The organism is uncultured Aquabacterium sp. (assembly GCF_913773725.1).
Taxonomy (GTDB): domain Bacteria; phylum Pseudomonadota; class Gammaproteobacteria; order Burkholderiales; family Burkholderiaceae_C; genus Aquabacterium.
In genome coordinates this window covers 23,717-46,252 of sequence record NZ_CAJYGK010000159.1, presented here as the reverse complement: position 1 = coordinate 46,252, position 22,536 = coordinate 23,717, and the positions used below count along the sequence as shown (strand labels likewise).

Below are 22,536 nucleotides of genomic sequence, written 5' to 3'. Positions count from 1 at the left end.
GGGTGGCCCAGGCAGGTCGGCGTGGAGCGACAGGGCGAAAACAGGCTGTGGGACACCCCCTTTATCCGGCTCAAGTTCGGCGGTCGGTGGCCAAGAATCGGGCTGACCACCCCGAACCACGTCCACCATGTCCGACGACAGCGCACAAGACAAGCAGTTACCCGCCTCGGAGCGGAAGCTGCGCGAGGCCAGAAAGGATGGCCAGGTTGTCCGCTCCAAGGACCTGGGCCACTTTCTGGTGTTGCTGGCCGCCACGGGGGCCCTGGTGGCGCTGACGCCCGTCTGGTTCGATCGACTGGACAAGATCCTGACCGCCGGCCTGAGGTTCGACGCCCGCACGGTGGCCAATCCGGCCGTCATGGGCGAGCGCCTGATGCAGTGGGCGACCGAAGCCCTGCTCATCATCGTGCCGTTCGCCCTGGGGGTGGTGCTGGCCTCGGCTGCAGCGAGTGTGCTGGCCGGCGGCTGGGTGATGTCGTTCAAGGTCATCACCCCCAAGTTCAGCAAGCTCAATCCCATTTCCGGCTTCGCCAACCTGTTTTCCAAGCAGCACCTGATCGACGCGCTCAAGGCCTCGGCCATGGGGCTGCTGCTGGGCGCAACGGGCCTGTTCTTCCTCAGCAAGGCCTGGCCGTCGATGGTGAACCTGCTGGCCCAGCCGCTGCCGGCTGCCATCGCCACCCTGGGTGACACGTTGGCCAGCGTGCTGCTGTCGATGCTGCTGGTGGTGGCCGCTTTCGCGCTGATCGACTGGCCGCTGCAGAAGTTCCTCTTCGCCGAGCGCATGAAGATGAGCCACCAGGAGATGAAGGACGAGTTCAAACAGCAGGAAGGCAACATGGAGGTCAAGGGGCGCATCAAGCAGAAGATGCGCGAAATGGCCCGCCGCCGCATGCTGGCCGCCGTGCCGGATGCCAATCTGGTGGTGATGAATCCGACCCACTACGCCGTGGCGCTGAAGTACGACGAAAGCTCGATGGGCGCACCCCGTGTGGTCGCCAAGGGAGTGGATCTGCTGGCGCTCAAGATCCGTGACGTGGCCACCGAGCACAAGGTGCCGGTGCTGGAGGCGCCGCCCCTGGCACGTGCGCTGTACGCCAACACCGAACTCGACCACGAGGTGCCGGTGGCCCTGTACACCGCCGTGGCCCAGGTGATGGCCTACGTGTTCCGACTCAAGGCCGCGCTGACCGGCCAGGCACCGATGCCCGGCAACCTGCCGGATCTGGACGTGCCGCCCGAACTCGACCCGCACGACCCGCGTGCGACGGTGAAGAAGATCTCCGAAAGCGAAGGTGACGCATGAACCCCGCCCTCATGAGGTTGCAGACCCTGCTGGGTAATGGCAAGCAGTTTCAGGCCATGGCCGCCCCGGTGGTCGTGGTGCTGGTGCTGGCGCTGATGGTGCTGCCGCTGCCATCGTTCCTGCTGGACCTGTTCTTCACGTTCAACATCGCCACGGCGCTGATGGTGATGATGGTCGCATCGACCATGCTGCGTCCGCTGGACTTCGCCGCCTTCCCGTCGGTGCTGCTGCTGACCACGCTGTTGCGCCTGTCGCTGAACGTGGCGTCGACCCGCATCGTGCTGATGGACGGCCACAACGGCGCGGGTGCGGCCGGCAAGGTGATCGAAGCCTTCGGTCACTTTCTGATCGGCGGCAACTTCGCTGTCGGCCTGATTGTGTTCGCCGTGCTGGTGGTGATCAACTTCGTGGTGATCACCAAGGGTGCCGAGCGGATTGCCGAGGTGAGCGCCCGCTTCACCCTGGACGCCATGCCCGGCAAGCAGATGGCCATCGACGCCGACCTGAGTGCCGGCCTGATCGACGAAAAGGAAGCCCGCCGCCGTCGCACCGAGGTGGGGGAAGAGGCCGAATTCCATGGTTCGATGGACGGTGCCTCGAAGTTTGTGCGCGGCGACGCGATCGCCGGCATCCTCATCCTGTTCATCAACATCATCGGCGGCTTCGTCATCGGGGTGGCGCAGCACGGCCTGTCGCCGGGCCAGGCAGCTGAAAGCTACGTGCTGCTGGCCGTCGGCGACGCGCTGGTGGCCCAGATTCCGGGGCTGCTGATCTCGGTCGCGTCCGCCATGGTGGTGTCGCGCGTGGGCAAGGACAAGGACGTGGGCACGCAGATCAGTGGCCAGATGTTCACCAACCCGAAGGTCATCGGTGTGGCCGGTGGCGTGATCGGTCTGCTGGGTGTGATCCCTGGGATGCCGGCCCTCGTGTTCCTGCCGGTGGCGAGTGGCATGTGCTACGCTGCCTGGAAGCTGCATCAGAAGCAGGAGGCGGCCCGCCTGGCGCCGCCCGCCCCCGAAAAGCCCGCCAATGCCCCCGCTGCCAACGGCGAGGCCAGCTGGGAAGACCTGCAGCCGGTCGACACCCTGGGCCTGGAGGTGGGCTACCGCCTGATCCAGCTGGTGGACAAGGACCGTGGCGGCGACCTGCTCAACCGCATCAAGGGCGTGCGCCGCAAGTTCGCGCAGGAGGTGGGCTTCCTGCCGCCGTCCGTGCACATCAAGGACAACCTCGAGCTCAAGCCCAGCTACTACCGCATCACCCTGCGTGGCGCGGTGGTGGGCGAGGGCGAGGTCTTCCCCGGCATGCTGATGGCCATCAACCCCGGCCATGTGGTCAACCCGATCGCGGGCACGGCCGCGATCGACCCGGCCTTCGGTCTGCCGGCGGTGTGGATCGAAGAACGGCAGCGGGATGCCGCGCAAATGGCGGGGTACACCGTCGTTGATCCGTCGACCGTGGTGGCCACCCATCTCTCACACTTGATGCAACTCCATGCAGCCAAGTTGCTGGGCCGGGTCGAGACCCAGCAGCTGGTGGAACATGTGACGAAACTGGCTCCGAAACTGATTGAAGACGTGGTTCCCAAGATGATCGGCATCGCAACCCTCCAGAAAGTGCTCCAGCTCCTGCTGGAAGAGGGCGTGCACATTCGTGACATGCGCTCCATCATCGAGACCCTGGCCGAGCAGGCCAGCGGCAACACCGCCATCGTCAACGATCCGGCCGAGCTGGCCCGCCGTATCCGCATCGGTCTGGCTCCGGCCATCGTCCAGCAGATCTACGGCCCTGTGAAGGAGCTGGATGTGATTGCCATCGAACCCGATCTGGAACGCCTGCTGACCCAGGCACTGACCTCGCCCAACGGCCCCATGCTGGACCCGGGCGTGGCCGACCACCTGACACGCCAGGCCGCCGAGGCGACCAACCGCCAGGAAAACATGGGCCAGCCGGCCTGCCTGCTGGTGCCGGACGCCATCCGTCCGACGGTGGCCCGTCTGCTCAAGCGTGCTGCGCCCCGCCTCAAGGTGCTGGGCCACAGCGAGATCCCTGAAACCCACTCCATCCGCATCGGTACCCTGATTGGAGGCCAAGCATGAACGTCAAACGCTTTACTGGACGGAACAGCCGAGAGGCCATGCAAAAGGTCAAGGCGGCTTTCGGTGACGAAGCCGTCGTCCTGTCGACCAAACCCGCGGCGGAAGGTGGCATCGAGATCCTGGCCATGGCGGCCGACAGCGTGCCGGCGGTGGAGTCCTACCCCGTCGAGCCCGAGGCCCCGGTGGCCGCTGCCCCCAAGAAGGCGCCGGCTGCCCAGCAGGCGCGCCAGGCCGTGGCGAACCTGGCCTCGACCGTGCAGGACGACGTCAAGCAGCTGGCCATGAGCACGCTGTCCTTCCAGGACTATGTGCGCGAGCGCATGCTCAAGCGCCGCCAGGCCGCCATGCAGCGCACCGAGCCCGCCATGGCCGCGCCGCCCGAGGAGCACCTGACCCGCCGCTTTGCCGAGCCCAAAGCGGCACCGGCTGCCCCGGCACCGGCTGCACCCGTGGATCTGGGCGTGGACACCCGTGAACTGGCGGCGGCCTTCGCACGCCGCCTGGAGCAGGAAGCCGAACTCAACGACTGGCAGCGCCCCGAGCCTGCCCCCGCCCCGCGTCAGGCTGCGCCGCAGCCGGTGGCCCGCCCCGAGCCGGTTCGTCAGAGCCGCCCGGCCCAGGTGGTGCCGCTGCGCAGCGAAGCCAGCGAGCTCACGATGGACGCCGTGACCGCCAAGCGCCCGGCCCTGAAGGCTGCGCCGGCCGTGCCGGATGAGGCCACCGTCAAGGCCCTGAAGGCCGCTCAGGAAGCCAATGCCTCGATGCTGGGCGAGCTGCGTGCCATGCGCGCGATGATGCAGGAACGCTTCGAAACCATCGCCTTCATCGAGAAGCTGGGCCGCACCCCGGCCCAGGCTCAGCTGGCGCAGAAGCTGCTGGACGGCGGCTTCTCCACCGTGCTGATCCGCAAGATGCTGGACGCCATGCCGGCCGAAGTCGCCAGCGGCCAGGCTGACGAGCTGGGCTGGGCGACGCAAGTGCTGCAGCGCAACCTGCACACGGCCGACAACGAGCCGGCCATCGAAGACCGCGGCGGCGTGTTCGCCCTGGTCGGCGCCACCGGTGTTGGCAAGACCACGTCGACCGCCAAGCTGGCCGCCATGTTCGCCGCCAAGCACGGTGCCTCGAACCTCGGCCTGATCACGCTGGACGCCTACCGGGTCGGTGCCCACGAGCAGCTGCGCGCCTACGGCCGCATCCTCGGTGTGCCCGTGCACATGGCGCATGACCGCGCTGCGCTGGAAGACCTCCTGGACCTGCTGTCGAGCAAGAAGCTCATCCTGATCGACACCGCCGGCATGGCCCAGCGTGACAGCCGCGCCAAGGAACTGCTCGACATGCTGTCGCACCCGCGCATCAAGAAGCTGCTGGTGATCAACGCCGCCACCCAGGGTGATGCGATCGAGGACACGATGGTCGCGTACCAGGCTTCGGCCTGCGCCGGCATCGTTCTGTCCAAGCTGGACGAGGCCGTGAAGCTCGGTCCGGCGCTGGATGCGTTAATTCGTCACAAATTGAAGGTCCTGGGCGTCGCCAATGGACAGCGCGTGCCGGAAGATTGGCATCGTCTGTCGTCGCAGGCCCTGGTGCACCGTGCACTGCGTGCCAGCCTGAACCCGGCGTACCGTCTGGACCCGGCTGAAGTCAGCCTGGTGTTCTCGACGGCGCCAGCGGCAGACGCTGTTGCCACTTCGCGTTCCGTGTGATTTCCTGATCCCTGACCCTGCGACCGTTGTCCATGCATCGACACACACGCCAACCGGAACGTCAGGAGCCCGCCCGCCTGCATGAGGTGGACCAGGCCCAGGGACTGCGCCGCATGTTTGCCGCCCGCGTGGTGCGGCTCGTGCCGGTCGTGGCCAATCCCACCGCTGCCTGCGGCGGCAAGGTGCTCGAGCGCCTGTGCAGCGCGTACACGGGGTTCGGTCTGCACACGCTGGTCGTCGATGCCGGCCCGCAGGCGCGCGAGCCTGGCGAGCTGGTCGCTTTCGACCTGGCCGAAGGCATCGAGCGCCTGTCCGACCTCGTGAGCTACATGCCGGCCCGCGGCTTGCCCCTGCGCCACGTCGATGCCCGTGGCTCGTGTGCCACGCTGCTGGATGCGCTGGCCGAGGCCGCACCGCAGGCCGATGTCATCCTGGTGCACGCCACCGCCAGCGAGATCGTGCGCCTGTTTGCCGAACGCGCGCGTGGTCGGCAGGTTGTGCCGCTGGTCTACACCCGCGACCGCGCCGAAAGCCTGCGCGACGCGTATGCCGCCGTGAAGATCCTCGGGCAGCGCGGCGGGTGGCACAGTTTCGAGCTGCTCGTCTGCGCACCGGTGGATTCGCCGCTGGCCGACGAAGTGGCGCACCGGCTCGGACAGTGCGCCGATGCCTTTCTCGGCATGGCCCAACGTCAGGCTGTGCGCCTGGACGCCGAAGAGCCCGCTGAAGTCGAGCCGGCGCCGCGTGTTCAGGAACTGGCTGGGGGGCTGCTGAGGCATGCCCTGCAGCACACGCTCAGCGAGCTGGCGTTCGACCATCTGATGTACCCCGGGGCCGCGCTGCCGACCAGCGCCAACCCCGCCATCAATTAAGACCCACGGAGCCCGCATGTACACCGCCAAAGGACGACTCGACATCGATTCGATGCTCCGCCAGTACAGCCCGCTGGTGCGCCGTCTTGCTCACCAGATGATTGCCAAGCTGCCGGCCAATGTGGAGATCGATGACCTCATCCAGGTCGGCATGATCGGCCTGACCGACGCGCTGAACCGCTTCGACGCGGGGCAGGGCGTGCAGTTCGAGACATTCGCCACACAGCGCATCCGCGGCGCCATGCTCGACGAGCTGCGTGGTGCAGACTGGCTCAGCCGCGGCACCCGCAAGCAGCAGCGCGACATCGAGTCCGCCGTGCACAAGCTGGAACAGCGCCTGGGCCGTGCGCCGCAGGAAAGCGAAATCGCCAAGGAAATGGGCATGAGCCTGGGCGACTACCAGGAGATGCTGGGGAAAGTCCGGGGAACCCAACTCATTTACCTGGAGGACATGAGCGGCGAAGATGGCGACAACGACTACCTGGACCGCCATGTGGCCGACGAAGGCAACGATCCGCTGAGCCTGCTGCAGGATCACCGCATGCGCCATGCGCTGGTCGAAGCGATCAAGAACCTGCCCGAGCGCGAACAGTACGTGATGAGCATGTACTACGAGCAGGACATGAACCTCAAGGAGATCGCGGCGGTCCTCGGCGTCACGGAATCCCGAGTGTGTCAGCTCCACAGCCAGTCCATCGCCCGGCTGAGGGTCAAGCTGAGAGAGTGGTGATGAGCCCATGACGCCCTGCTGGAGGGCGGTGGGCATGCTTTGATTTTGATGGTGCCCCATGCTGATGTCTTTCCGTCGCAAGCCCGCCGAACCTTCCGGGCCTGCGGCACCCGTGGAACCAGGCCAGGGCCAGGGCAGTGATGCCTACGTTCTGGCACAAACGCTTCAGCGCGACACCAGCGGCCTGGGGCGGGAGGCGGCCGAGCTGCGTGGTACTCTGGAGGACACAGCGGCGATCGCGCGCCGACAGTCCGACACGCTGACGCAGTTACTCGGACAGTTGCAGGACATCGTGCGTTCTCAGGACCAGATCCACGCCGAGACACGCGGCAGCCAGGACGCCATGCACCAGGCCCGCGAAAGCGTCTCGCACGTCGGGCGCGAGGTGGCCGGGGTGGTCGACACCCTGCACCAGGTGGCCGATGCCGCCCGTCAGATCACCCAGGTGGCCTTGCAGACTCGGCTGGTGGCGTTCAACGCCTCGGTCGAGGCCAAGCGCGCCGGCGAGGCGGGGGCCGGTTTCTCGGTGGTGGCCGATGCCGTGAAGGACCTCTCGACCCAGGTCGAGTCCATCTCCAAGGCCATCATGAGCACGGTCTCGCAACTGGATCAGCGCATCCAGTCACTGGCCAGCGACCTGAGCGACACCGGCGGCACCGACGTGCGCACCAGCGACGGCCGTGTTCGCTTCCATCATGCTTTGCGCGCGGTGGAGGAGGGCGTCCAGCGCATCCACGAAGCTGCCGATGCCAGCCGCGAGGTGTCGGGCGGCATCACCCAGCAGGTCGGCGTGATGGAGGTCGAAGTCCGCCAGACGCGTGATGTGCTCGACGTCGCCCTGCGGCGCAGCGAAAGCGTCCTCGGGGTGTCCGAGCGACTCATGGACCACATCGCCTCCTGCGGGGTGCACACGGCCGACACGCCCTACATCGAGCAGGCCCAGAACGTGGCGGCCCGCATCTCGGCCGCGCTGGAAGCGGCTGTGCAGTCGGGGCGCATCTCGCTCGCCGACCTGTTCGACGAAGCATACAAGCCCGTGGTGGGCAGCAACCCCGCCCAGCACCTGACGCGCTTCAACAAGCTGACGGACGAGCTTTTGCCGGACCTGCAGGAGCCGGCGCTCAGCGCCATGCCGGGCGTGGTGTTCTGCATCGCGGCCGACCGCAACGGCTACATCTCCACGCACAACCGGGCTTACTGCCATCCTCAGCGCCCGGGTGATGTCGTCTGGAACACGGCGCACAGCCGCTGGCGCCGCATCTTCAACGACCGTACCGGCCTGGCTTCGGCCCGCAACCAGCGGCCGTTCCTGTTGCAGACCTACCGCCGGGACATGGGGGGCGGTCAGCACGTGCTGCTCAAGGAGGCCGCGGCACCCATCATCGTGCAGGGCCGCCATTGGGGTGGATTGCGGCTGGCGTATCGGTTTTGAATCGGAGAAATTTCGTAACGCGGCTCAATCCCGCCTGCGATCATCCGAAAAGACGATGACCCCTTTGCGTTCATGCAGGCGGTCCTCGTCATGACTCAGCACTCTTCCCCTGTTCTCTCTTCGGCCCCGCCTGCGGCGGCCCTTCGGTTTGGCAACGATGCCGTGGTGATGGCGGCAATGGCCGTCACCTTTCTGGGGGCTGTGGCCTATGCCGTGGCCCGCGACGGCCTGATGCTGGCCCTGACCGTCGGGCCCCTGCTGCTGGGTGTTGCGGCGGTGATCGCCAAGGCCTCGAACGGCCGCAAGGGCAGTCAGTTCACCCTTCCCATCCTGGGCATGGCGATGGTGGCCCTGCTCATCCACGTGGCGCGCGGGCATGCCGAGGCGCACTTTGCCGTCTTCGCCTTCATGGCCGTGCTGGTCGTGTACCGGCGGGCCTTGCCGATCCTGGCAGGCGCCACCGCCATTGCCGTTCACCACCTCAGCTTCAACCAGTTGCAGGCATGGGGCTGGGGGCCGATGTGCTTCACCGAGCCCAGTCTGCTCAGGGTGATCGAGCATGCGCTGTATGTGGTGGCCGAGTCGGCCATTCTGTTGCTGCTCGCCGCCCGCGCCCGTGCCGATTTCAGGGCCGCGGAACAGCTCACGAGTGTGGCCGAACGGCTCCGCGCCGAAGATGGCACCCTGGACCTCTCGGTGGCCTACGAGACGCCGGTCAGCCCCGTCACGGCCCGGATGTTTTCTGCCCTTCGTCACATCGAAGGCGCCGTGAGCGAAGTCCGCGTGGCGGCCCAGGCCATCCAGCAGGCCACGAGCGAGATTGCCGCGGGCAACCAGTCGCTCAGCATCCGGACCGAACAGGCCGCCGCCAGCATTGCCGAAACGGCCTCGTCTGTCGAACAGATCGCCGCCACCATCCGGCAGACCACCGAGCATGCCCACGAGGCCAATAGCCTGGCCGGCAGTGCCTCACGGGTGGCCGGCCAGGGTGGGGACGCCGTGCACCAGGTGGTCGATACCATGACCGGCATCCAGCAGGCCAGCCGCAAGATCACCGACATCATCGGCGTCATCGACGGCATCGCCTTCCAGACCAACATCCTGGCCCTGAACGCCGCCGTGGAGGCGGCACGGGCTGGCGAGCAAGGCCGTGGTTTCGCCGTGGTGGCGGGCGAGGTGCGCACCCTGGCGCAGCGCAGCGCCGAGGCCGCCCGCGAGATCAAACAGCTCATCACCAGCAGTGTCGAACAGGTGGACTCGGGCTCGACCCTGGTGGGCAACACGGGCGCCATCATCGGGGATGTGGTGCAGCAGGTTCGCCGCGTGACCGAACTGGTGGGCGAGATCAGTGCGTCCAGTTCCGAGCAGAACAGTGACATCGGTCTGCTCAACAGCGCCATTGGCCGGCTGGACGAGGCCACCCAGCACAATGCGGCTCTGGTCGAGCAGACCGCTGCCGCGGCGGCCAGTCTCAGCCAGCAGGCCGATGCCCTGGTGGCGGCCGTCTCGGTGTTCCGCACGGCTCGCTGAGCCGAGGCGCGCGCGCCAATGAAAAGGCCCGCGTTCAGCGGGCCTTCATCATGGTGTCGTGCAGGGCAGCGTCTCAGCCGATGCGTCCGAGCAGCAGGTACTCCATCAGCGCCTTCTGCACGTGCATGCGGTTCTCGGCCTCGTCCCACACGACCGATTGCGGGCCGTCGATCACCTCGGCCTCGACCTCTTCACCACGGTGGGCCGGCAGGCAGTGCATGAACAGCGCGTCGGGCTTGGCCACGGCCATCATCTCGGCATCCACACACCAGTCCGCAAAGGCCTTCTTGCGAGCCTCGTTCTCGGCCTCATAGCCCATCGAGGTCCACACGTCGGTGGTCACCAGGTCGGCGCCACGGCAGGCGTCCATCGGGTCCTTGAAGACCTTGTAGCAGTCCGGGTTCGAGACCCCCGCCACAGCCGGATCGATCTCGTAGCCATTGGGCGTGCTCACGTGCACCGTGAAACCCAGTAGTTCGGCCGCCTGCAGCCAGGTGTTGGCCATGTTGTTGCCATCGCCCACCCAGGCCACCACCTTGCCCTGGATCGAGCCGCGGTGCTCGATGTAGGTGAAGATGTCGGCCAGGATCTGGCAGGGGTGGTATTCATTCGTCAGGCCGTTGATGACCGGCACGCGCGAGTTGGCCGCAAACTTCGTCAGCTTGGCCTGCTCGTAAGTGCGGATCATCACGATGTCGACCATGCGCGAGATCACCTTGGCGCTGTCCTCGATCGGCTCGCTGCGGCCCAGCTGGCTGTCGCCCGTGGTCAGGTGCACCACCGAGCCACCCATCTGGTACATGCCGGCCTCGAAGCTCACGCGCGTGCGCGTGCTGGCCTTCTCGAAGATCATCGCCAGCGTGCGGTCAGCCAGCGGCTGGTACTTCTCGTAGTTCTTGAAGCGCTTCTTGATGATGGCCGCACGCTCGAACAGGTAGGCGTACTCGGGGGCGCGCAGGTCCTTGAACTGAAGGTAATGCTTGATCAGGCTGTGTCCAGGCTTCATGGTGTTGACGCGGTCGGAGTTCACGCTTGGGTTTCCGCAAGGAAGGCACGCACGATCGGGGCGAGGATGGCCACGCACTCGTCGGCCTCGGCGGTGGTGAAGATCAGCGGCGGCAGCAGGCGCACCACGGTGTCGGCCGTCACGCTCAGCAGCAGGCCGGCTTCCAGCGCGCGGCTCAGGATGATGCCGCAGGGGCGGTCCAGCTCGATGCCGATCATCAGGCCCTGGCCGCGGATGTCCTTCACGCCGGCCAGGTCGCCGAGTTCGCGCTTCAGGGCGGCCATCAGGTGGGCACCGACGGTGACGGCGTTGGCCATCAGCCCTTCGGCGTCCATCGTCTTGAGCGTTTCGACCCCGGCGCGCATGGCCAGCGGGTTGCCGCCGAAAGTGGTGCCGTGGTTACCCGGCTTCAGCACATCGGCGGCCTTCGGACCGCACACCACCGCGCCGATGGGCACGCCCGAGCCCAGGCCCTTGGCCAGCGGCATCACATCGGGCTGGATGCCGGCCCACTGGTGGGCGAACCACTTGCCGGTGCGCCCGATGCCGCACTGCACTTCGTCCAGCATCAGCAGCCAGCCTTGCTTGTCGCACAGGGCGCGCACGGCCTGCAGGTACTCGGTGCGGGCCGGGTTGATACCGCCTTCTCCCTGGATCACTTCCAGGAACACGGCCGTCACGTTCGGGCGGGTGCGTGCCACTTCTTCGAGCGCGGCGATGTCGTTGAGCGGCACGCGCACAAAACCTTCGACCAGCGGCTCGAAGCCGGCGTGGACCTTCGGATTGCCCGTGGCCGACAGCGTGGCGATCGAGCGACCATGGAAAGCCTTCTCGTACACCACCACTTCAGCGCGGTCGATGCCCTTGTCGTGGCCGTACTTGCGCGCAATCTTCAGGGCTGCCTCGTTGGCTTCCAGGCCCGAGTTGCAGAAGAACACATTGGTGAGGCCCGAGCGCTCGACCAGCATGCTGGCGAGTTCCTCCTGCAGCGGCACTTGGTAGTAGTTGCAGCAGTGGATCATCTTCTCGACTTGATCCTGCAGTGCAGCCACCAGACGCGGGTGCTTGTGGCCCAGCGTGTTCACCGCAATGCCCGAGAGCGCGTCCAGATAACGTCGGCCCTCGGTGTCCCAGACGCGGGCGCCTTCGCCGTGCGACAGGGCAACCGGCAGCCGGCCATAGGTGGGCATCACGTGGGGCATCGACACAGGGGCGTTCATGGATGGGTCTCGAAGCGGGTGAAAAGAAAAATGGCGCAGCAGGCACTGCGCCATCACGCCATTCTAAGGAAAAGCCCGCGGTCGCCAAGTCGGCGCACGCCGCTTCACCATCAAACGGCGCGATCCGATGCGGGCCATGAGCTCGCCGCGGACACCCGTCCGGAGGCAGGCTGTCTATGGCCTGTCGCAGCCCAGCGCGGTGTGCAGTTTCTCGTTTTCCGGGTTGCGTCAAAGGGGCAGGTGGGCGACAATGTCGGTCGTCGAGTCTTATACAAGACTTGGCCCAGCCGGGGTCGGATGGCGATCCGTCCATGCTCCGGTCAAGGCCTTGCCGCCGGGACACCTCTCACGGCGAGCCTTGTTTCCTGTGGCGGCCAGACACGATCTGCCGCCACGCCTGTCAATCTACCCATTGCACAGCCCTCGGAAGCGCCACCGTGTCGTCGCCCTCGAAGCCCACAGCCACCCAGAAACCACGTGAAATCTTCATTCAGGGCGTGACCAGCGACGGGCGTACCTTCCGGCCAAGCGACTGGGCCGAGCGCCTCGCCGGGGCCATGTCCTGCTTCCGCCCTGGGGGGCGGGCGATGGGGCCGGGCGCCCACATCGGCTATTCACCCTATTGCGTGCCGACCAGCATGGGCAAGGTCAAGTGTGTCGTCGTCAACGAGGCGCTGCGCGACATCGAACCCATGGCATGGGACTTCGTCATGAACTTCGCACGCGACAACGACCTTCAGGTCGTCGAGGCCTGCCTGTTGCCCGACGCGCCGCGGGCCTGAGGTGAGAGCGGGGCGGTCTTCGCCCCGAGCCCGGCCGGTGTTCGGCTGAAGTCCGGACGAAAAAAAGCCCGCTTGAAGCGGGCTTTCTTCATGGAGTCCGAAGGACTCAGGCAGCGAGGGCCTTGATCTTGGCAGACAGGCGGCTCTTATGACGGGCGGCCTTGTTCTTGTGGAAGATGCCCTTGTCAGCGATCGAGTCGATCACCGATTGAGCGGTCTTGAATGCGTCAGAGGCCTTGGCCTTGTCGCCAGCTTGAACAGCCTTGAGCACGCCCTTGATGGCGGTGCGGAACTTCGAACGCAGTGCCGAGTTGGCGGCGTTCAGCTTGACGTCCTGGCGGGCGCGCTTGCGGCCCGAGGCGATGCGGACGGTCTTCTTGGCTTTGGATGCAGATGCCATGATCTTGTGGCCCTGTAGATGCTCGACGCCGCGGCATGTCGCCACCGGCACCGCTTCGCACCCCACAAAGGCGAGTTGGTTGGAAAGCCTGCGAGTATAACGCGAGCCCGCTCCCTCGGACAAGGGGTGCGGCGGGCCGTATGGAAGGCGCTTCCTATAATCGGTCGATGAGCTTGCTGAAGTCCGCTTCCATTGTCTCGGTGATGACGCTCGCGTCGCGCATCACCGGCCTGATCCGCGAACTGCTGATCGCTGCGGCTTTCGGGGCGAGCGCCACGACCGACGCCTTCAACGTCGCCTTCCGCATTCCCAATCTGCTGCGTCGGCTGTTCGCCGAAGGGGCGTTCTCCCAGGCCTTCGTGCCCATCCTGGCGGAAAGCCGCACCCGGCAGGGCGACGAGGCCACGCACGATCTGGTCAACGCCGTGGGCACGGTGCTGTTCGGCGCGCTGCTGGTGGTGTGCGTGCTGGGCTCGGTGGGGGCGCCGGTGCTGGTGTGGCTGATGGCCTCCGGCCTGAAGGAAAGCGGAGGCTTCGACGCGGCCGTGGTCATGACCCGGTGGATGTTCCCGTACATCGGCTTCATGTCGCTGGTGGCGCTCAGTGCCGGCATCCTGAACACCTGGAGCCGCTTCGCGGTGCCGGCGGTCACGCCGGTGCTGCTCAACCTCAGCATGATCGGGGCGGCGGGGCTGCTGGCGCCTTTCTTCCGCACCCGCGGCATCGAGCCGGTCTACGCACTGGCCGTGGGCGTGATGGTGGGCGGCCTGTTGCAGCTGGGGGTGCAGGTTCCCGCGCTGTTGCGCATCGGCATGGTGCCCCGCATCGGCATGACATGGTCGCGTTTCAAGGCGGCCTGGCACCACCCGGGCGTGCGCCGCGTGCTGCGCCAGATGGCGCCGGCCGTCCTCGGCGTGTCGGTCGCCCAGATTTCCTTGCTGGTCAACACGCAGATTGCGTCGCACCTGGGGGCAGGGGCGGTGTCCTGGCTGACCTATGCCGACCGGCTGATGGAGTTCCCCACGGCCATGCTGGGGGTCGCCCTGGGCGTGGTGTTGCTGCCGCAGCTGTCTCGGGCCCAGGCCAGTGGCGACGCCGACAAGTTCTCGGGCTTGCTGGACTGGGGGCTGCGCCTGGTGCTGCTGCTGGCGCTGCCCAGCGCCGTGGCCTTGCTCGTGTTTTCCAAGCCGCTGGTGGCCGTGCTTTACCACTACGGCCGCTTCAGCCCGACCGACGTGCAGCAGACCGTGCTGGCGCTGTCGTGCTACGGCGTGGGGCTGATGGGCCTGATCGGTGTGAAGGTGCTGGCCCCCGGTTTCTACGCCACGCAGGACATCCGCACGCCGGTGCGCATCGGCATCACTGTGCTGGTCATCACCCAGGGCTTCAACCTCGTCTTCGTGCCTTGGCTGGGGCACGCCGGCCTGGCGCTGTCCATCGGCCTGGGGTCGCTGGTGAACTCCGCATGGCTGCTGATCGGGCTGCGCAAGGCGGGCCGGTACACGCCGGCGCCGGGATGGCTGTTGTTCAGCCTGCGGGTGGTCGGGGCCACGGCCTTGCTGGGTGTGGGCCTGTGGCTGGCGTCCACCCATCTGGACTGGGTGGCCTTGCGCAGCCAGCCGCTGGTGCGCATCGGCGCGATGGCCGGATGCCTGGTGGCCGCCGCCGCGGTGTACTTCGGTGCGCTGGCGGCGTCCGGCCTGAACCTGCGGCAGGCGATCCGGCGCTGAGCCGCTCGGCCTCGCGGCTGCGGATCACATCAGCGACCGCACCAGCTCCATCGCTTCTTCCACACGCTCCACCGCGTGAATGGTCAGTCCCTCGACGGGCTTCTTCGGTGCGTTGGCCTTGGGCACCACCGCGATCGAAAAGCCCAGCTTGGCAGCTTCCTTCAGCCGGTCCTGTCCGCGTGGGGCGGGGCGCACTTCGCCGGCCAGGCCCACTTCGCCAAAGGCGATGAAGCCCTTGGGCAGCGCGCGCGCGCGCAGGCTGCTCTGGATGGCCAGCAGCACGGCCAGGTCGGCCGCCGGCTCGCTGATGCGCACACCGCCCACCGCGTTCACGAACACGTCCTGGTCGAAGCAGGCCATGCCCGCGTGGCGGTGCAGCACCGCCAGCAGCATGGCCAGGCGGTCGCGCTCCAGCCCCACGCTCAAGCGGCGCGGGCTCGGGCCCCCGCTGTCGACCAGGGCCTGGATCTCGACCAGCATGGGCCGGGTGCCTTCCAGCGTCACCAGCACGCACGAGCCGGGCACGGGCTCGCTGTGGGTCGACAGGAAGATGGCGCTGGGGTTGGTCACGCCCTTCAGCCCCTTGTCCGTCATGGCGAACACGCCGATCTCGTTGACCGCCCCGAAGCGGTTCTTGATCGCGCGGATCAGGCGGAAGCTGCTGTGCGTGTCGCCTTCGAAGTACAGCACCGTGTCGACGATGTGCTCGAGCACGCGCGGACCGGCCAGCGCACCTTCCTTGGTGACGTGGCCCACCAGCACCATGGTGCAGCCGCTGCTTTTGGCCACGCGGGTCAGGTGGGCCGCGCATTCGCGCACCTGGGCCACCGAGCCGGGCGCGGACGTCAGCTGATCGGAAAACAGCGTCTGGATCGAGTCGATGACACAGAAGGCCGGCTTTTCCGCCTCCAGGGTGGCCACGATGTTCTCCAGCTGGATCTCGGCCTGCACGCGCACCTGCGAGCCGTCCAGACCCAGGCGGCGCGCGCGCAGGGCCACCTGGGCGCCGCTTTCCTCGCCGGTCACATACAGCACCGGCATCTGGCGCGACAGGGCGTCCAGCGCCTGCAGCAGCAGGGTCGACTTGCCGATGCCCGGGTCGCCGCCGATCAGCACCACGCCGCCGGCCACAATGCCGCCGCCCAGCACGCGGTCCAGTTCTTCGAGTCCGGTCGGCGTGCGGGCGACCTCGGCGGCTTCGATCTCCGACAGCGTCGTGACCGGCTGGGCCGCGTTCAGCCCGCGGGCCAGCGCCTGCATGCGGTTCTTGCCGGCGGCCGGCTCCGCGCGTGTTTCTTCCAGCGTGTTCCAGGCGCCGCAATGCGGGCATTTGCCCAGCCACTTCGGGCTCGTGCCGCCACATTCGCTGCACGTGTAGATCGTCTTGTCCTTGGCCATGCGGCGATTGTCGGCGATGGCAGGGCCAGGGTCGGGCGGTGGGGCGCCATCCCCCCGTCCGGAGGAACCCGCCCAGGGGGATGCCGACCGATCAGGCCGAAGGTGGCGCAGTCGGGGTCACGTCGTCGGGCGTGGGTGCGTCGGCGCCGCCTTTCTGAATGGCCTTGAAGCGGCGCTCCAGCTCCTGCCGCAGCTGGCGGCGCAGCTTGGCGGCTTCATACCGGCGCTTTTCATCCGGCGTGACCGGGGTCAGCGGTGGCACAGCCGTCGGGCGGGCCTGGTCGTCCACGGCCACCATCGTGAAGAAGCAGCTGTTGGCATGGCGAACCACCTGGGTGCGGATGTTCTCGGCAATCACCTTGACGCCGATCTCCATCGACGACGTGCCGGTGAAGTTCACCGAGGCCAGAAAGGTCACCAGCTCACCGACGTGGATGGGTTGTCGGAAGGTGACCTGGTCCACCGACAGGGTCACGACGTAGCAGCCCGCGTAGCGGCTTGCACAGGCGTATGCCACCTGGTCCAGCAGCTTGAGGATGGCGCCGCCGTGGACATTGCCGGAGAAGTTGGCCATGTCGGGCGTCATCAGCAGGGTCATGCGGAGCTGATGTTTCTGGTCGTCGGTCTGCATCGGGGGGGCGGTGGCGGTGGGAAGGAGGGGCGGGAGCGCGCAAAAAGGGGCGCTGCAATCAGGCGGTGTGCGGCTCGAGCACCGTGACCGGCACGCGCTGCGCCAGCGCGCACATCAGTTCATACGAGATCGTGCCGCAGGCGTGGGCCACTTCGTCGATGTCCAGGCGTGTCGGTGCGCCATCGAGGCGGGGGCCGTGCCCCCACAGCGTGACCTCGCTGCCCAGCTGGGCCTGGGGCACCGGGTCCAGGTCCACGATGAGCATGTCCATCGAGACGCGACCGACCAGCCGGGTGCGTTGCCCACACACCAGCACCGGCGTGCCATCGGGTGCATGGCGCGGATAGCCATCGGCATAACCGCAGGCCACCACGCCGACGCGCATGGCATGCGGCGCGGTGAAGCGGCTGCCGTAGCCCACGGTTTCGCCGGCCTCCAGATGCTGGACCCCGATCAGCTGCGAGCGCAGCGTCATGGCCGGCTGGAGATCCCAGTGCGCGGCATCGTGCTCCGGGTAGTCGGGCACGCCGCCGTACAGCATGATGCCGGGGCGGACCCAGTCGGCGCGCACCGCCGGATCCTGGGCGTGGCGCAGCACGGCGGCGCTGTTGCACAGGCTGCGTTCGCCGCTCAGATCGGCCGTGTGGGCCTGGAACAGGGCCACCTGGTGGTCGATTCCCCGCGCCGCGTCCGCATCCGAAAAGTGCGTGATCAGCGACACCTCGTCGACCTGGGGCAGGGCGCTCAGCCGGGCCCAGGCGTTGCGGAAGGCGTGCGGCCGGAACCCCAGGCGGTTCATGCCCGTGTTCATCTTCAGGAACACGCGGTGCGGCCATTCGGTCTTGTGCTGGGCCAGCCAGTCGATCTGCTGCTCGTTGTGCACGACGTGCCACAGGCCCAGCCGGGAGCAGGTTTCCAGATCGCGGGGATCGAACACCCCTTCGAGCAGCAGGATGGGACCGCGCCAGTCCAGCTCGCGCAGGCGGCGGGCTTCCTCGATGTCCAGCAGGGCGAAGCCGTCGGTGGCGCGCAGCCCCTCGAACACGCGTGTCAGCCCATGGCCGTAGCCGTTCGCCTTGACGACCGACCAGACCTGCGCATCCGGCGCGCAGGCACGGGCCCGGGCCAGGTTGTGTTGCAGGGCGTCGAGGTGGATCAGGGCTTCGATCGGGCGCGGCATGTGACCATTCTGCCAGCGTGGCGGATGGCGCCTGGGGTCAACCCGCACTTGGGCGCGCAAGCCGGTGCTTCTGCCTTCGTTTGTCCGTTTCCGCCGTGCTATAACCGGCGGCTTGCTGGAAGAGCCTGCCCGTCGGCGGGGCTGTCTGGCGACATCTTCTTGTCAGACCGGAACCGTTGCTCCCCGACGCTCGCGCATGAAAAAAGGCTTTTTCACGATCATGGCGGCGCAGTTCTTCAGCTCGCTGGCCGACAACGCCCTGTTTGTCGCCGCAGTGGAACTGCTCAGGTCCGAGGGCGCGCCAGAATGGCAGCGTGCGGCGCTGGTGCCCATGTTTGCGCTGTTCTATGTCCTGCTGGCGCCTTTTGTCGGCGCGTTCGCCGACGCCTGGCCCAAGGGCAAGGTCATGTTCATCTCGAACAGCATCAAGGTGGTCGGATGCCTGATGATGCTGTTCGGCAGTCATCCGCTGATGGCCTATGCGGTCGTGGGGCTGGGGGCTGCGGCCTATTCGCCGGCCAAGTACGGCATCCTGACCGAGCTGTTGCCCCCTTCGCAACTGGTCAAGGCCAATGGCTGGATCGAGGGGCTCACCATCGCTTCCATCATCCTGGGCGTGGTGCTGGGTGGTCAGCTGATGGGCCCGCTCGTGGCCCCGCACCTGTTGGCGCTCGACTTTCCGGCGCTGAGCACCGGCGTGGACACCCCGCCGGAGGCGGCCATCGTGACGCTGGTGCTGTTGTATGTGATCGCGGCAGGCTTCAACCTCCGCATCCCGCGTACCAGTACGCCCCTGCAGCCCTTCGGTGACAACCCGTTCGAGCTGGTTCGTGATTTCGCCGGTTGCAATCGCCGGCTCTGGCAGGACAAGTTGGGGCAGATCTCGCTGGCCACCACGACGCTTTTCTGGGGGGTGTCGGGCAACCTGCGTTACATCGTGCTGGCCTGGGCGGCTGTGGCGCTCGGTTACGACACCACCAAGGCGTCGTCTCTAGTTGGGGTGGTCGCCATCGGGACGGCGGTCGGGGCGGTCGTGGCATCGGTCAGGATGCGGCTTGATCAGGCCACGTCCGTGATCCCGCTGGGTGTGGCCATGGGGGTGCTGGTGCTGGGCATGAACGTACTGCGCGATCTGGTGATCGCCGTGCCCTTCCTCGTGCTGCTCGGCGGGCTGGGGGGGTTCCTGGTGGTGCCGATGAACGCGCTGTTGCAGCACCGAGGGCACAACCTGATGGGGGCGGGGCGCTCGATCGCCGTGCAGAACTTCAACGAACAGGCCTGCATCCTGCTGCTGGGCCTGGGCTACAGCGCCCTGACCACCTCCGGGTTGTCTGCCTACGGTGCCATCACCGCTTTCGGGCTGGTGGTGGCCGGCGTCATGTTCCTCATCGGGCGATGGCACAAGCACAACACGGTGCACCACCGTGAAGAGGTGGATCACCTGCTGGCGATCGCCCGCAGCGATGCGCACCACCACTGAGTCGCGGCCCCGAACAAGTCTTTACATTCGCATGTCATCGGCCGGCCGGCGCGTGTCGTTGTAGACACATGCAACCCGCAGCGGCAGGCCAGTTCATTCGGCAGCCGGCGGGGCGCGGAGGAGATGAACATGCTGAACACACGCCCCTTTGCCCATGTGGCCCGCATCGCGGGTCTGCTTGCCCTGGCCGCCGGCGCCGCCGCTGCGCACGCAGGAGGTGGTGTTTACTGGTCGGTGAATGTCGATGCCCCGATGCAGGGCGTCGGGCGGGTCGGCACCACAGTGTCCAACGCGCCGTACGGTGCGCCTTACGGGATGGTGGTGGCGGCACCGCAGGTCATCATGCCGGCACCCGTGGTGGTCGGGCACCCACGTGTCGTGTATGCGCCGCCCCCGGCGGTGGTGTACGGCCCGCCGGTGCGCTACGTCGAGCCAGTGCGTTACATCCAGCCTGGCTGGGGCTATCACCACCACCATCACCACCATGGTCACGGTGGCTGGCGCGGTCACCACGGCCGCTGAGCCCCGCGCCGGAGGCGCCTCTGGGGCGCCCCCCGGTCTCAGCGCCGACGGCTGGAGCCTCCCAGCAGGGAGCCCAGCACACCCCGGATGACCTCTCGGCCGACGGTCGAGCCGATCGTCCGCGCGGCGGATTTGGCCACCGTTTCCAGGATGGAGTCCTTGCGGCCGCTGCCCCTGAACAGGTCGCCAGCGGCGTCCCCCAGCCAGCCGCCGGCCGCACCCGTGGCGGCGCCTCGCGCGGCCTCTCCGGCGCCGGAGCGGGTGGCCTGGCAGGCCTCGTCGCGCAGCGTCCGACCCGACCCTGTGGGTGCGCCGGGCGCGGCTGTGCGGCCCTTGAGCTTTTCGTAGGCCGACTCGCGGTCCACCACCTGGTCGTACACCCCGGCCACCAGCGAGCCCTGCAGCAGGGCCTGCCGCTGGGCCGCGCTGATGGGGCCGATCTGGCTGCCGGGTGGCAGTACGAACACCCGCTGCGTCACGCAGGGCCGCCCCTTGTCGTCCAACAGGCTTACCAGCGCCTCGCCCACCGCCAGTTCGGTGATGGCCGTGGCGATGTCCAGCCCGGGGTTGGCGCGCATGGTCTCGGCGGCCGACTTCACGGCTTTCTGGTCCCGTGGCGTGAACGCCCGCAAGGCGTGCTGCACCCGGTTGCCCAGCTGGCCGAGCACCGTATCGGGCACGTCCAGCGGGTTCTGGGTCACGAAGTACACGCCGACCCCCTTGGAGCGCACGAGGCGCACCACCAGTTCGATGCGCTCGATCAGTGCGGTGGGCGCATCCTTGAACAGCAAGTGCGCTTCGTCGAAGAAGAACACCAGCTTGGGCTTGTCGAGGTCGCCCACCTCAGGCAGGGTCTCGAACAGCTCGGACAGCATCCACAGCAGGAAGGTCGCGTACAGCCGGGGGGCGTTCATCAGCTTGTCGGCTGCCAGGATGTTCACGACGCCCCTGCCGTCCACGGTCTGCATGAAGTCGCGGATGTCGAGCATGGGTTCACCGAAGAAGCGGTCTCCTCCTTGCTGTTCGATCTGCAGCAGGCCGCGCTGAATGGCGCCGATGCTGGCCGCGCTGATGTTGCCGTACTCGGTCGTGAACTGGCTGGCGTTGTCGCCCACGTGCTGGAGCATGGCCCGCAGGTCCTTCAGGTCGAGCAGCAGCAGGCCGTTGTCGTCGGCGATCTTGAAGACCAGTTGCAGCACCCCTTCCTGCGTGTCGTTCAGGTTGAGCATGCGGCCAAGCAACAGTGGGCCCATGTCGGACACGGTGGCACGCACGGGGTGGCCCTGCTCGCCGAACACATCCCAAAGCGTGGTGGGGCAGGCCTGCGATTCGGGGGTGTCCAGTCCCCGCTCGGTGAGGATGGCGGCCAGTTTCGGGCTCACGACCCCGGCCTGTGAGATGCCCGTCAGGTCGCCCTTGATGTCCGCCAAGAACACCGGCACCCCGATGGCCGAGAAGCGTTCCGCGAGGGCTTGCAGGGTGATGGTCTTGCCGGTGCCGGTGGCCCCGGTGACCAACCCGTGCCGGTTGGCCAGAGCGGGCAGGAGGTGGCAGGCTGTGTCGCCGTGGCGGGCAAGCAGGATCGGTTCGGCCATGACGCTGGACTCCGGAAACTGAAAAAAGCGCTCACGTCACCCCTCCCGCGGTCGAGCCTGGGTCGGGCCAACGTTAAAATCACAGTATCTCTCAGCTCTTCGCAGGGCTGTATGCGTGCGCGCGCTGTCGTCAGGCAGGGCGCGCGCTGTCGTTCTCAGCACACAAAACACACCCGGAGCACAACGCCATGGCCGGTCATTCCAAGTGGGCCAACATCCAACACCGCAAGGGCCGTCAGGACGAAAAGCGCGGCAAGGTCTGGACCCGCATCACCCGTGAAATCATCGTGGCCGCACGGCAGGGTGGCGGTGACGTGGCCATGAACCCGCGTCTGCGCCTGGCCATCGACAAGGCCAAGGCGGCCAACATGCCGGCGGACAACATCAAGCGCAACGTCGACAAGGCCACCGGCAACCTGGATGGCGTCACGTACGAGGAAATCCGCTACGAGGGCTACGGCATCGGCGGTGCGGCCGTCATCGTCGATTGCATGACCGACAACCGCGTGCGCACCGTTGCCGACGTGCGCCATGCCTTCAGCAAACACGGTGGCAACCTGGGCACCGAAGGCTCGGTGGCCTTCCAGTTCAAGCATGTCGGGCAGTTCCTGTTCGCGCCTGGTGCCAGCGAGGACAAGATCATGGAAGTCGCCCTGGAAGCCGGCGCCGAAGACGTGATCACCCACGAAGACGGCTCGATCGAGGTGCTCAGCGCCCCGGGGGATTTCGAGGCCGTGAAGCACGCTCTGGAGGGTGCAGGCCTGACTGCCGAGGTGGCGGAAGTCACCATGCGGGCCGAAAACAACATCGAACTGTCGGGCGATGACGCCGCCCGCATGCAGAAGCTGCTGGACGTGCTGGAAGACCTGGACGATGTCCAGGACGTGTTCCACAACGCCGAACTGAACTGAGAACCT

At 67.1% G+C, this 22,536-nt stretch carries 19 protein-coding genes; 12 read left to right on the top strand and 7 right to left on the bottom strand.

The genetic code is table 11. The annotated features are described in order from the left end of the window. Window positions 1–127: 127 nt before the first annotated feature. From flhB to QZ709_RS19565, 7 genes are all read left to right on the top strand, one after another. The gene (flhB, locus tag QZ709_RS19595; RefSeq protein ID WP_294639220.1) at window positions 128–1,306 is read left to right on the top strand and encodes a flagellar biosynthesis protein FlhB; all 1,179 of its coding nucleotides are present in this window, start codon (window positions 128–130) and stop codon (window positions 1,304–1,306) included. Then, entirely contained in the window at window positions 1,303–3,405 is a 2,103-nt protein-coding gene (flhA, locus tag QZ709_RS19590) for a flagellar biosynthesis protein FlhA (protein ID WP_294639219.1), read from the top strand. Before flhB ends, flhA begins: the two co-directional genes overlap by 4 nt. Further along, window positions 3,402–5,111 (top strand): flagellar biosynthesis protein FlhF, encoded by a 1,710-nt coding sequence (gene flhF, locus QZ709_RS19585; RefSeq protein WP_294639218.1) that lies wholly within the window; start codon window positions 3,402–3,404, stop codon window positions 5,109–5,111. Before flhA ends, flhF begins: the two co-directional genes overlap by 4 nt. A 32-nt stretch (window positions 5,112–5,143) precedes the next feature. Continuing rightward, window positions 5,144–5,983, top strand: coding sequence for a flagellar biosynthesis protein (locus QZ709_RS19580; protein ID WP_294639217.1), 840 nt, complete (start codon window positions 5,144–5,146; stop codon window positions 5,981–5,983). Between the two features lie 16 nt (window positions 5,984–5,999). Next, the gene (locus QZ709_RS19575) at window positions 6,000–6,713 is read left to right on the top strand and encodes an RNA polymerase sigma factor FliA (protein ID WP_294639216.1); all 714 of its coding nucleotides are present in this window, start codon (window positions 6,000–6,002) and stop codon (window positions 6,711–6,713) included. Between the two features lie 58 nt (window positions 6,714–6,771). Then, entirely contained in the window at window positions 6,772–8,145 is a 1,374-nt protein-coding gene (locus tag QZ709_RS19570) for a methyl-accepting chemotaxis protein (protein WP_294639215.1), read from the top strand. A 90-nt stretch (window positions 8,146–8,235) separates the two neighbouring features. Next, the gene (locus tag QZ709_RS19565) at window positions 8,236–9,675 is read left to right on the top strand and encodes a methyl-accepting chemotaxis protein (RefSeq protein ID WP_294639214.1); all 1,440 of its coding nucleotides are present in this window, start codon (window positions 8,236–8,238) and stop codon (window positions 9,673–9,675) included. A 73-nt stretch (window positions 9,676–9,748) separates the two neighbouring features. Here the strand turns inward: QZ709_RS19565 and argF are convergent, their stop codons facing one another. After that, the gene (argF, locus tag QZ709_RS19560; protein ID WP_294639236.1) at window positions 9,749–10,681 is read right to left on the bottom strand and encodes an ornithine carbamoyltransferase; all 933 of its coding nucleotides are present in this window, start codon (window positions 10,679–10,681) and stop codon (window positions 9,749–9,751) included. A 20-nt stretch (window positions 10,682–10,701) separates the two neighbouring features. After that, window positions 10,702–11,901, bottom strand: a complete 1,200-nt coding sequence (locus tag QZ709_RS19555; protein ID WP_294639213.1) for an aspartate aminotransferase family protein — start codon at window positions 11,899–11,901, stop codon at window positions 10,702–10,704. A 437-nt stretch (window positions 11,902–12,338) separates the two neighbouring features. On the opposite strand from QZ709_RS19555, the gene QZ709_RS19550 reads away from it, so the two are divergent. Next, window positions 12,339–12,683: a DUF3579 domain-containing protein gene (locus QZ709_RS19550; protein ID WP_294639212.1), complete on the top strand. Its 345-nt coding sequence runs from the start codon at window positions 12,339–12,341 to the stop codon at window positions 12,681–12,683. Window positions 12,684–12,789: 106 nt separating this feature from the next. On the opposite strand, the gene rpsT is transcribed toward QZ709_RS19550, so the two are convergent. Beyond that, entirely contained in the window at window positions 12,790–13,083 is a 294-nt protein-coding gene (gene rpsT, locus QZ709_RS19545) for a 30S ribosomal protein S20 (RefSeq protein ID WP_294639211.1), read from the bottom strand. A gap of 167 nt (window positions 13,084–13,250) precedes the next feature. Here rpsT and murJ point away from each other — a divergent pair, with 167 nt between their 5' ends. Next, entirely contained in the window at window positions 13,251–14,813 is a 1,563-nt protein-coding gene (gene murJ / locus QZ709_RS19540; protein ID WP_294639210.1) for a murein biosynthesis integral membrane protein MurJ, read from the top strand. A gap of 24 nt (window positions 14,814–14,837) precedes the next feature. On the opposite strand, the gene radA is transcribed toward murJ, so the two are convergent. The 3 genes from radA to alr all read right to left on the bottom strand — a co-directional run bounded on the left by radA (window position 14,838) and on the right by alr (window position 18,022). After that, entirely contained in the window at window positions 14,838–16,211 is a 1,374-nt protein-coding gene (gene radA, locus QZ709_RS19535) for a DNA repair protein RadA (RefSeq protein ID WP_294639209.1), read from the bottom strand. Window positions 16,212–16,302: 91 nt separating this feature from the next. Continuing rightward, complete coding sequence (locus QZ709_RS19530) at window positions 16,303–16,809, bottom strand: acyl-CoA thioesterase (RefSeq protein WP_294639208.1); 507 nt, start codon at window positions 16,807–16,809, stop codon at window positions 16,303–16,305. A 91-nt stretch (window positions 16,810–16,900) separates the two neighbouring features. Further along, a complete protein-coding gene (gene alr / locus QZ709_RS19525; protein WP_294639207.1) occupies window positions 16,901–18,022 on the bottom strand; it encodes an alanine racemase in 1,122 nt (373 codons plus the stop codon). A 196-nt stretch (window positions 18,023–18,218) separates the two neighbouring features. Here alr and lplT point away from each other — a divergent pair, with 196 nt between their 5' ends. Next, the gene (gene lplT, locus QZ709_RS19520; protein WP_294639206.1) at window positions 18,219–19,502 is read left to right on the top strand and encodes a lysophospholipid transporter LplT; all 1,284 of its coding nucleotides are present in this window, start codon (window positions 18,219–18,221) and stop codon (window positions 19,500–19,502) included. 129 nt (window positions 19,503–19,631) lie between these two features. Next, complete coding sequence (locus tag QZ709_RS19515) at window positions 19,632–20,024, top strand: hypothetical protein (protein ID WP_294639205.1); 393 nt, start codon at window positions 19,632–19,634, stop codon at window positions 20,022–20,024. A 38-nt stretch (window positions 20,025–20,062) separates the two neighbouring features. Here the strand turns inward: QZ709_RS19515 and QZ709_RS19510 are convergent, their stop codons facing one another. Then, window positions 20,063–21,619: a helicase HerA-like domain-containing protein gene (locus tag QZ709_RS19510; RefSeq protein ID WP_294639204.1), complete on the bottom strand. Its 1,557-nt coding sequence runs from the start codon at window positions 21,617–21,619 to the stop codon at window positions 20,063–20,065. Window positions 21,620–21,807: 188 nt separating this feature from the next. On the opposite strand from QZ709_RS19510, the gene QZ709_RS19505 reads away from it, so the two are divergent. After that, window positions 21,808–22,530 carry a YebC/PmpR family DNA-binding transcriptional regulator gene (locus QZ709_RS19505; RefSeq protein ID WP_294639203.1) on the top strand — a complete coding sequence of 241 codons (723 nt, stop codon included), beginning with the start codon at window positions 21,808–21,810 and terminating at the stop codon, window positions 22,528–22,530. Window positions 22,531–22,536: the final 6 nt, after the last annotated feature.